This window comes from Kitasatospora sp. NPDC057198, assembly GCF_042670125.1.
Classification (GTDB): Bacteria; Actinomycetota; Actinomycetes; order Streptomycetales; family Streptomycetaceae; genus Kitasatospora.
In genome coordinates, this window is record NZ_JBHUWH010000300.1 from 1 (window position 1) to 9,939 (window position 9,939).

General features: G+C 76.0%; 7 protein-coding genes, 1 pseudogene and 1 riboswitch. Of the genes and pseudogenes, 2 read left to right on the top strand and 6 right to left on the bottom strand.

Annotated elements, in window-relative coordinates; all coding sequences use genetic code 11:
- Both ACFUEL_RS27410 and ACFUEL_RS27415 read left to right on the top strand, forming a co-directional pair.
- Nucleotides 1–329, top strand: a pseudogene (locus ACFUEL_RS27410) (hypothetical protein); the annotation flags it as partial.
- A complete protein-coding gene (locus tag ACFUEL_RS27415; RefSeq protein ID WP_380239438.1) occupies nt 326–4,507 on the top strand; it encodes a caspase family protein in 4,182 nt (1,393 codons plus the stop codon). The pseudogene ACFUEL_RS27410 and the gene ACFUEL_RS27415, both read left to right, overlap by 4 nt.
- Here the strand turns inward: ACFUEL_RS27415 and ACFUEL_RS27420 are convergent.
- From ACFUEL_RS27420 to ACFUEL_RS27445, 6 genes are all read right to left on the bottom strand, one after another.
- A complete protein-coding gene (locus ACFUEL_RS27420; protein WP_380239443.1) occupies nt 4,489–5,322 on the bottom strand; it encodes a bifunctional 5,10-methylenetetrahydrofolate dehydrogenase/5,10-methenyltetrahydrofolate cyclohydrolase in 834 nt (277 codons plus the stop codon). The genes ACFUEL_RS27415 and ACFUEL_RS27420 overlap by 19 nt on opposite strands.
- Nucleotides 5,323–5,368: 46 nt before the next feature.
- A riboswitch (ZMP/ZTP riboswitch) is annotated at nt 5,369–5,450 on the bottom strand.
- Nucleotides 5,451–5,491: 41 nt separating this feature from the next.
- Nucleotides 5,492–6,391: a Gfo/Idh/MocA family protein gene (locus tag ACFUEL_RS27425; RefSeq protein ID WP_380239444.1), complete on the bottom strand. Its 900-nt coding sequence runs from the start codon at nt 6,389–6,391 to the stop codon at nt 5,492–5,494.
- 194 nt (nt 6,392–6,585) lie between these two features.
- Nucleotides 6,586–7,026, bottom strand: coding sequence for a type II toxin-antitoxin system death-on-curing family toxin (locus ACFUEL_RS27430; RefSeq protein ID WP_380239439.1), 441 nt, complete (start codon nt 7,024–7,026; stop codon nt 6,586–6,588).
- Nucleotides 7,023–7,178 (bottom strand): hypothetical protein, encoded by a 156-nt coding sequence (locus ACFUEL_RS27435; RefSeq protein ID WP_380239440.1) that lies wholly within the window; start codon nt 7,176–7,178, stop codon nt 7,023–7,025. The genes ACFUEL_RS27430 and ACFUEL_RS27435 overlap by 4 nt, the downstream gene beginning before the upstream one ends.
- Nucleotides 7,179–7,282: 104 nt before the next feature.
- Nucleotides 7,283–8,815, bottom strand: a complete 1,533-nt coding sequence (locus ACFUEL_RS27440) for an alpha/beta hydrolase (RefSeq protein ID WP_380239441.1) — start codon at nt 8,813–8,815, stop codon at nt 7,283–7,285.
- Between the two features lie 109 nt (nt 8,816–8,924).
- On the bottom strand, nt 8,925–9,845 hold the full coding sequence (locus tag ACFUEL_RS27445) for a LysR family transcriptional regulator (protein WP_380239442.1): 921 nt from the start codon (nt 9,843–9,845) through the stop codon (nt 8,925–8,927).
- Between the last annotated feature and the right edge of the window lie 94 nt (nt 9,846–9,939).

Below are 9,939 nucleotides of genomic sequence, written 5' to 3' on the forward strand. Positions count from 1 at the left end.
CCTACGAGGCGCTGTGCGCGCTGCCCGGCCACGGCGTCCGGGCGCTGGTGACGATCGGCTCGCCGCTGGGCGTGCGCAACCTGGTCTTCGACCGGCTGCAGCCCGCGCCCGGACCGGCCGGGACCGGCGCCTGGCCCGGCGGGGAGGCGCTGGCCTGGACGAACCTGGCCGCGACGGGCGACGTGGTGGCGCTGGTGAAGGACCTGCGTCCGCTGTTCGGCGGGCGGCTGCGCGCGGGCGTCCTGGAGAACGGGGCGCACGCGCACGACGCGACCTCGTACCTGACCGACGCGCTGTGCGGGGCGGCGATCGCCGAGGGGCTGGCGTGAGCGGTGCGGAGGACGGGGGGCCGCGGCGGTACCTGATCTCCGTCGCGGTGGCCGAGTACCCCAAGCACCGGGAGTGGGACCGGCCGGAGCTGGTCGCGGCGCGCGACCGGGTGACGGCGCTGTTCACCGGGCTCGGCTACCACCACGCCGACTGCGTGCCGGCCAACCCGACGAAGCGCCGGCTGACCGACGCCCTGAACGAGTTCTGCACCTCGGCGGAGCGGCGGGAGGACGACCTGCTGGCGGTCTACCTGTCCTGCCACGGCGAGGTGCTGGAGAGCAACGACGAGCACGTCCTGCTCACCGCCGACACCGACCCGCAGCGCCGCACGTACACCTCGCTGCCGACCGCGGAGCTGACCCGGGCGCTGGTGCTCGACACCCGGGTGCGGCGGGTGCTGCTGATGCTGGACGCCTGCTACGTCGGCCTGGGCGGCGACCAGTTGGCCGCCGCCGCGCTGGAACGGCTCGGCCAGGGCTGGGGTGCGTCCGCCGGTTCCGGGCTGGTCGTGGTCTCCTCCGCGCAGCCGCACCAGCAGGCGGTGGCCGGGCTGTTCCCGGAGCTGCTCGCCGACGCGGTGCACCACCTGGCGGTGGCCGGCCACGGCCCGGACACGCTGTCGGTCAACTCCGTCGTCCAGCACATGAACGACTCCCCCGACCGGCCCGCGTACCAGCGGGTCTCGCTGTCGATGCTCGGCCTGGACGGCGAGCCGCCCGGCTTCCTGCCCAATCCGCGCCACGACGCGCGCCTCAACGCGGTCGACCTCTCGGTGCAGCGGGAGGCCGCGTTCGACGAGCAGGACCGGCGGCGGGAGACCGAGTTCGTCAACCGGCTGCTGATCCGCGCCATGGGCTACCACCAGGGCGCCGGGGAGGGCGAACCCGGCTGGTGGTTCAGCGGACGGCACGCCGCGCTCACCGAGCTGGCCGCCTGGCTCGACGGGGACTCCCCCTGCCAGGCCGTCACGGCCGGTCCGGGCTCGGGCAAGACCGCCGTGCTCGGCCTGGTCGCCGCGCTCACCCACCCCGAGCGGCACCGCACCGTCCCGCTGCACGCGCTCGGCCTGCCCGCCGGCCTCTTCGCCCCGGGCGCGCTGGACGCCGCCGTCTACGCGCAGCGGCTGACCGACGCGGACGTGCTGGACGCGCTGTGCGCGGCCGCCCGGGTCCGGGCCGGAACGGTCGGCACCTTCCTGGAGGAGCTCGAACGGCAGCCCCGGGCAAGGCCGTTGACGGTGCTGATCGACGCGCTGGACGAGGCCGCCACGCCGGAGAGCCTGTGCGCCGCCGTGCTGCGCCCGCTGCTGCGGCACGCCGGCGGCCGGGTGCGGCTGCTGCTCGGGACGCGGCCCTACCTGCTGCCGCGGCTGCACCTGGCGGACGACCGGATCGTCGACCTGGACGCCCCGCGCTACGCCGACCCCGACGCCCTCGCCGCGTACGCCGCCCGCACCCTGCTGCGCGCGCACCGCGGCTCCCCCTACCGCCGCCGCCCGTCCGCCGTCGGACCCGTCGCCCGCGAGGTGGCCCGCGCCGCCGGGCACTCCTTCCTGGTCGCCCGGATCACCGCCGGCACCCTCGCCGCCGCGCCCGCCGTCGCCGACGTCGACGACCCCGCCTGGCGCGCCGCGCTCCCCCGCCGGGCGGGCGACGCCATGCGCGCGGACCTCCGCCGGCGCCTGGGCCCCGACGCGGCCCGCGCCGCGGACCTGCTCCGCCCGCTCGCCCACGCCCAGGGCCAGGGCCTGCCGTGGGAGGACCTCTGGGCCCCGCTGGCGGCGGCGATCGCCGGCCGCCCCTACCACGACGAGGACGTGGTGTGGCTGCGCCGCAACGCGGGCTCGTACGTGGTCGAGGCCACCGAGGACGGGCGTTCGGCGTACCGGCTCTACCACGAGGCGCTCGCCGAGCACCTGCGGGAGGGCGTCGGGGCGGAGGCGGTGCACGCCGCGTACGCGCGCGTGCTGACCGAACGGCTGCCCTGCCGGGCCGACGGCACCCCCGACTGGTCGCGGGCGCACCCCTACGCGCTGCACCACCTGGCCCACCACGCGGCCGGGGCCGGGCGGTTGGACGAGGTCCTGGGCGAGGGCGGGTACCTGGTGCACGCGGTGCCGCGCGGGCTCACCCCGTACCTGCGGCACGCCCGGTCGGACACCGCCCGGCTGAACGCGGCCGTCTACCGGACGGGACTGCACCTGCACCACGACGCCGAACCGTCCGTCCGGCGGCAGGTGCTCGCCCTCGAAGCGGCGCGGGCCGGGGCGCACGGCCTCCGGCGCGAGTTCGTCCGCCACCTCCCGCCCGGCACCTGGACGCCCGCCTGGGCCACCGGCAGCACCTTCGGCCCCGCCCTGCGCGACACGCTCACCGGGCACACCGGGGCGGTGGAGGCGGTGGCGTGCGCCGTCCTGGACGGGCGGCCGGTCGCGGTCACCGGCGGCAAGGACGACACCGTACGGGTGTGGGACCTGACCACCGGGCAGCCCGTCGGCGAGCCCCTCACCGGCCACACCGGCTCCGTGGACGCGGTGGCCTGCACCGTCCTGGACGGGCGGCCCGTCGCGGTCACCGGCAGCTGGGACAACACGGTACGGGTGTGGGACCTCGCCACCGGGCAGCCCGTCGGCGAACCCCTCACCGGCCACACCGGCCCCGTGGACGCGGTGGCCTGCACCGTCCTCGACGAACGGCCGGTCGCGGTCACCGGCAGCTGGGACAACACGGTACGGGTGTGGGACCTGACCACCGGGCAGCCCGTCGGCGAACCCCTCACCGGCCACACCAGTCCCGTGGACGCGGTGGCCTGCACCGTCCTGGACGGGCGGCCGATCGCCGTCACCGGCGACTGGAACCACACCGCACGGGTGTGGGACCTCGCCACCGGACAGCCCGTCGAGCCGCCTCCCACCGCTCCCGCGAGCGTGGAGACGTACGTCGTCGTGGACGGCGCGCTCCGAGCCGTCACGGTCGGCCCTCCTGTCCGCACGGTGATGTGCACCCTGCTGGACGGCAGGCCCGTAGCCGTGTCCATCGACCAGGAGCACACCGTGCGGGTGTGGGACCTGAGCACCGGAGAACCCGTCGGGCCACCCCTCGACGGCCACACCAGCTCCGTCAAGGCGGTCGCCTGCACCACCCTCGAAGGCCGACCCGTCGCCGTCACCGGCAGCCGGGACGGCACCGCACGGGTGTGGGACCTGGACACCGGAGAACCCGTCGGGTCACCCCTCGACGGCCACACCAGCTCCGTCAAGGCGGTCGCCTGCACCACCCTCGAAGGCCGACCCGTCGCCGTCACCGGCAGCCAGGGCGACACCGCACGGGCGTGGGACCTGGACACCGGACAACCCGTCAACGGGTCCTTCGCCACCGAGAACGTGTTCGCGATGGCGTGCACCGTCATCGACGGCAGGGCCGCCGTCCTCGTCAGCCCCTGGGGCGAGAAGCTGGAAGTGCGCGACCTGGGCTCCGGACGGCTCGTCGCCGAGTGGCCCGACGACCGCGTCGATGTCACGGAGGGGCTGGCGTGTGCCGCCCTCCCGGACGGTCGGCCCGTCGCCGTCACCGGCAGCTGGAACGGAACGGTGCGGGTGCGGGACCTGGCGACCGGGGAAGCCGTCGGCGACTCCCCCGCCAGGCACACCAGCCGGGTGAACGCGGTGGCCTGCACCGTCCTGGACGGGCGGCCGGTCGCCGTCACCGGCAGCTGGGACGAGACCGTACGGGTGTGGGACCTGGCCACCGGGCAGTCCGCCGAGGAGCCCTTCGTCCGGCACGACAGCCCCGTGGCGTCGGTGGCGTGCGCCGTTCTCGACGGGCGGCCGGTCGTCGCCGCCGGGAGCTGGGACGGTGCCGTCCACCTGTGGGACCTGGCGACCGGGGAGGCCCTCGGGTCGCTCGTCGGCCACACCGACACCGTGGAGGCGGTGGCCTGCACCGTCCTGGACGGCCGCCCCGTCGCGGCCAGTTGCAGCTCGGACAACACCGTGCGGCTCTGGGACCTCCAGCACCGCACGGCGCTCGCCGTGATCCGGGCCGACGCGCCGGCCGCCGTCGCGTTCGCGTCCGACGGCAGCCTGGTCGTCGGCTTCCACAACGACGTGGCCTGCTTCCGCCGCGAGCCCCGCGGCCGTGCCCGGCCGGCCGGCAGCCGCTACCCCAGGCCGAGTTGACGCGTCGCCGCCTCCACGGTCTGGGCCAGCAGCACCGCGATCGTCATCGGGCCGACGCCGCCCGGCACCGGGGTGATCAGGCTCGCGCGCTCGGCGGCCGAGGCGAAGTGGACGTCGCCGACGTTGCCGGGGTTGTAGCCGGCGTCGACGACGACCGCGCCGGGCTTGAGGTGTTCGCCGCGGACGAGTTCGGGCCTGCCGACGGCGGCGACCAGGACGTCGGCCTCGCGGAGGATCGCGGGGAGGTCGGCCGTCCGCGAGTGGCAGTAGGTGACGGTGGCGTCGCGGGCGAGCAGCAGCATGCCGGCGGGCCTGCCGAGGATCGCGCTGCGGCCGACCACGACGGCGTGCTTGCCCGCCAACTCGACCCGGTACTCGTCGAGCAGGCGCATGATGCCGCCGGGGGTGCAGGAGGTGAAGCCGGGCAGGCCGAAGGACATCGCGGCGAAGGAGTGCGTGGTGACGCCGTCGACGTCCTTGGCCGGGTCGATGGCCTCGAAGGCGGCGCGTTCGTCGACCTGCGGGCCGGCCGGGTGCTGGAGCAGGATGCCGTGGACGGCCGGGTCGGCGGACAACTCGCCGAGCGTGTCGACGAGTCGGGCGGTGCTGGTGGTGGCGGGGAGCGGGACGTGGCGGGAGCGGATGCCGGTCTTCTCGCAGCGGGCGCGCTTCATCCGGACGTAGGTGACGGAGGCCGGGTCCTCGCCGACCAGGACGGTGGCCAGGCAGGGGGTGACGCCGGTGCGCAGGCGGAGGTCGGCGGCCGCGGCGGCGGTGGCGTCGGTGAGGCGGCGGGCGGGGGCAGTGCCGTCCATCAGGAGGGGGCGTTCGGTCACGGGTGCGACTCCCTGGGTCTCGTGGTGAGTTCGCCCAGGCGCGCGGCAACGGCGGTGCGGCCGCTCCCCGGTGGTGCTCCACCCGTGCGCCAGTCACGGCCCTGCGGGCATCGTAGCCGAGGGCCGGACCGGGCGCGGGGGGAAGGGCTCAGGACGCGGCGGCTTCGATCCGTTCGACGACGAGTTCGCAGAGTTCGTGGGTGCGCAGGGCGTCGGTGGCGTCGAGGGTCTTGCCGGCCCGGAGGGCGTCGAGGAAGTGCAGGACGACCTGTTCGATGCCGCGCTGGCGGGCGACCGGGACCCAGTCGCCGCGGCGGCGGACGGTGGGCTGGCCGCGGTGGTCGACGACCTCGGCAAGGTTGTGCACCTCGCGCTTGGAGTCGGCGCCGGATACTTCGAGGATCTCCTCGGTGGAGCCGGAGACCCGGTTCATGATGCCCAGGGCGGTGAAGCCGCGCCCGGCGAGGGTGAGCACCAGGTGCTCGACCAGGCCGTCGCGGGTGCGGGAGCGGACGTCGACGTGCTCGATCTCGCCGGGGACGAGGAAGCGCAGGCTGTCGACGACGTGGATGAAGTCGTCGTAGACCAGGGTGCGGGCGCGTTCGGGCAGGCCCTCGCGGTGCTTCTGCAGGACGATCAGGTCGCGCGGGCGCTCGGCGGCGAGCAGGTAGCCGGGGGCGTGGCGGCGGTTGAAGCCGACCAGCAGGGAGCGGCCGGTGTGCTCGGCGAGGGCGACCAGGCGGCGGGCGCCGTCGAGGTCGTAGGCGAGCGGCTTGTCCACGTAGACGTCGACGCCGCGGGTGAGCAACTCCTCGACGATCGGGACGTGTTGGTCGGTGGCGGCGTGGACGAACGCGGCGCGGATGCCGGAGTCGATCAGTTCGCCCAGGTCGGTGGTGCGGAACGGGAGGCGGTAGGCGTCGCCGATCCGGTCGAGCTTGGCCCGGTCGCGGGTCATCAGCCGCAGGTCGAGGCCGGGTTGGGCGGCGAGGACCGGCAGGTACGCCTTCTGCGCGATGTCGCCGAGGCCGATGACGCCGACCGGGATCGGGGTGGTGCTGCGGCCGGTCTCGTGATCGCTCATCGGGTACTCCTGCGAGGATGGGTGGTGGTCGTCCCTGACCACCCGGCAGCATATGCCAGGACGCTCGTTGAGCTGTCGGAACGCCGCTGGATCGGCCGATTCGCGTCGGTGCGGGAGCCGCCCGGGGCGGCTCCCGCAGTACGCGTACGAAGGCTGCCTCAGGAACCGGCCACCGGCGCGGGCCCCGTCTCGGTCGTCGGCGCGGTCTCCGTCGCGGGCCCGCCGAGCATCCGGCGGAAGTCGGCCGTCGCCTCGGCGAACCGGCCCGCGTAGCCGCCCTGGGCGAGGCGCAGCACGAAGGCCACGGCCTCGTCCGGGTGCGGGTCGGCGTAGGGCTGCCCGTTGTAGTCGAGGAACAGCAGCATCGACTCGAACGCGGTGCGCTTGTTCCGGTCCGTCATGGGGTGGTTGCGGGCGAGGGACTCGCCGAGCGCGACCGCCTTGGCCCACGCGTCCGGGTAGGCGTCCGCCCCGAACGCCGAGGCCCGCGGGCGGCCGAGCGCGGAGTGCAGCAGCGAGGGCTCGCGCACCAGGGCGGAGCCGCCCAGCAGGTACACGACGTCCTCCTCGTCCAGGTGGTCGGTGACGTGCCCGTTCACAGCTCGGCCAGCCTCTCCAGCGTCTCGGCGTTCGCCGCCCGGATCCGGGCGACCAGTGCGGCCCGCCGCTCGGCCCGCGACGGGGCGGGGCGGTCGGCGGCCTCCGGCTCCCGCGCCTGTTCCTGCTCCTGCTCCTGCTCCTGCTGCTCCACCTCGGTGCCTCCTCCCGACCCGTCTGGTCCGTGACCGGAAACTAGCAGGCGGCGCCGGGTGCGGTCGATCGGTTATCCGGCGCGGAGGGAGGGCTGACGGGGTTTCAGGCGCGGTGGCCGGACGGTCGGGCCGGGTCGGGGCGGCAGCCGAGGTCGTGGGCGGGCAGGGCGCCGGTGGCGAGGAAGCGGTCGGCGGCGCGGACCGCGCAGGACGGGGTGGCGGGGTCGTAGGCGCCGTGGTTGCCGCCGTCGACGGTGACCATCCGGGCCCGCTGCCCGAGCGCGGCGCGCATGCCGAGGGCGCCGGCGTACGGGGTGGCGGGGTCGCGGGTGGTCTGCAGCAGCAGGATGTTCGCGGGGCCGCGGCCGGTGACCCGGACGGCGGGTTCGGCGGGGGCGGGCCAGAACGCGCAGGGCAGGATGTTGGCGCCCATCCCGGCGAGCAGCGGGTTGCGGGCCCGGCTCGCGGTGACGGCGCGCTGGTAGCGGGCGGGGTCGCGGTCGGCGGGGGTGTCGTTGCACAGGACGGCGACGAAGGCGGCGATGTCGTTGTCGGCGGGGATGCCGGGGGTGTCGGGCTTGCCGAGCCACCAGTAGGGGACGGGGGCGGCGCCGTCGGCGGCCAGGTAGCCCCACCAGTCGGCGATCTCCGGGAACAGCGCGGTGTGATAGCTGTCGAGGCGGTAGAGGGTGCGCCACAGGTTGCCGTCGACCGGCCCGGCCTGCGGGTGGTTGACCGGGGTGCGGTCGAGTTTCGCGGCCAGGGCGAGGTAGTCGGCGCGGACGGCGGCGGGGGTGGCGCCGAGGTGCAGGTCCGCGTCGCGCGCGGCGGCCCAGGCGGCGAAGTCGGCGAAGCGCAGTTCGGTGGCGGCGTCCCAGCCGGCCAGCCGTTCCTGCCAGGTGGCGGCGGGGTCGACGTTGCCGTCGAGGACGAAGCGGTCGGTGCGGCCGGGGAAGAGCTGGGCGTAGACCGCGCCGAGGTAGGTGCCGTAGGAGACGGCCCGGTAGGAGATCCGCGGTTCGCCGAGGGCGGCGCGGACCAGGTCGAGGTCGCGGGCGGTGTCGGCGGTGGTGAGGTGGCGGACGAGGTCGCCGCCGGCGGCGAGGCAGTCGCGGGCCAGGTCGCGGGCGAAGCGCACGTTGGGGGTGATCGAGCCGTCGGGGGCGGGGAACGGGAAGACCTGCTGCCAGGGCACTTCGGCGGGGGTCCGTCCGCAGGTCACCGGGGTGCTGCGGCCGACGCCGCGCGGGTCGAAGCCGACCAGGTCGTAGCGGTCGAGCACCTCGCGCGGGTAGCCGGCGGCCATGGCGCCGGGCAGGTGGAGGCCGGGCAGGCCGGGGCCGCCGCCGTTGTGCACCAGGACGCCGCGCCGCAGGCCGGGCTTGGCGGTGGGCAGCCGGGAGACCGCGATCTCGATGGTCGGCCCGTGCGGCCGCCGGTGGTCGAGCGGCACCCGGACGGTGGTGCAGCGCAGCGCCGGGTCGACCGGGGCTCCGGACGGGTCGGCGGGGCAGTCCGTCCACACCGGTGGCCGGGGGCGCTCCGCGGCCGCTTCCGCCGCCGTTCCGGTCAGGGTCAGGGCCAGCGCGAACCCGGCGGCCAGCAGGCGTCCGCCCACTCGTGATCTCGTCCACATGGACTGGACCATAGGGAGGCGAGGCGCCCCGTGCATACCCTTGCGGGGGCGTCCGCCGTCGATCGCACACCGGTCGACTCGACTGCCCGGCAGGGGAATTGACGCTTGCTCAGGCCGGGTGGTCGAGGTGTCCGGCGGCTTCGGCGAGGGCGCTCAGGACGGGGCTGATCAGCGGGTGCCGCTCGGCGCCGGCCCGGGTGGCGGCGAAGACCCGGCGGGTGGCGAGGGGGCTGTCGACGGGGCGGACGGCGACGGCGCCGGGTTCGGTGCCGCGCAGGGCGGAGCGGGGGACGAGGGCGACGCCGGCGCCGGCCGAGGCGAGGGCGGTGACGGCGCGGAAGTCGTCGGAGGAGTGCACGAGCCGGGGTTGGAAGCCCGCGTGTTCGCAGGCGAGCAGGACGACGTCGTGGCAGGGGTTGCCGGGGTAGGGGCCGATCCAGGGTTCGGCGGCGAGGTCGGCGACGGCGACCGGGCCGGGGCGGGCGGCCAGCGGGTGGTGCAGCGGGAGGACGGCGTCGAAGGGTTCGGCGTACAGCGGGAGGCGGGTGAGGCGGCGGTCGTCGGGGCGCGGGGCGCCGCGGTACTCGACGGCGACGGCGATGTCGGCGCGGCCGTCGAGCAGCATCGGGAGGCTGGCGTCGCCCTCCGCGTCGAGGACCCGGACCCGCAGGCCGGGGGCGGTCGCGGCCAGTGCGGCGACGGCGGGGGCGAGGACGAGGGCGATGCCGGTGGCGAAGGCGGCGACGGTGATCTCGCCGGCCGCGCCGGAGTCGTAGGCGGCGAGGTCGGCCTCGGCGCGTTCGAGCTGGGCGAGGACGGCGTCGGCGTGGGTGAGCAGGATCTCGCCGGCGGCGGTGAGCCGGACGCCGCGGCCCGCGCGGACCAGCAGGGTGTGGCCGGTCTCCTGTTCCAGGGCGGCGAGCTGTTGGGAGACCGCGGACGGGGTGAGGTAGAGCGCGGCCGCCGCGGCGGTCACCGTCCGGTGGTCGGCCACGGCCCGGAGGGTCCGCAGCCGTCGTGCGTCGATCACGGGGTCAATTCTGCCAGCGCGGCGGGGCCGGTCGGGACGCCGGGTGGCCGGGGCCGCTGCGGGGGCGGTCGGCGCGGGGAGCCGGGCACGGCTC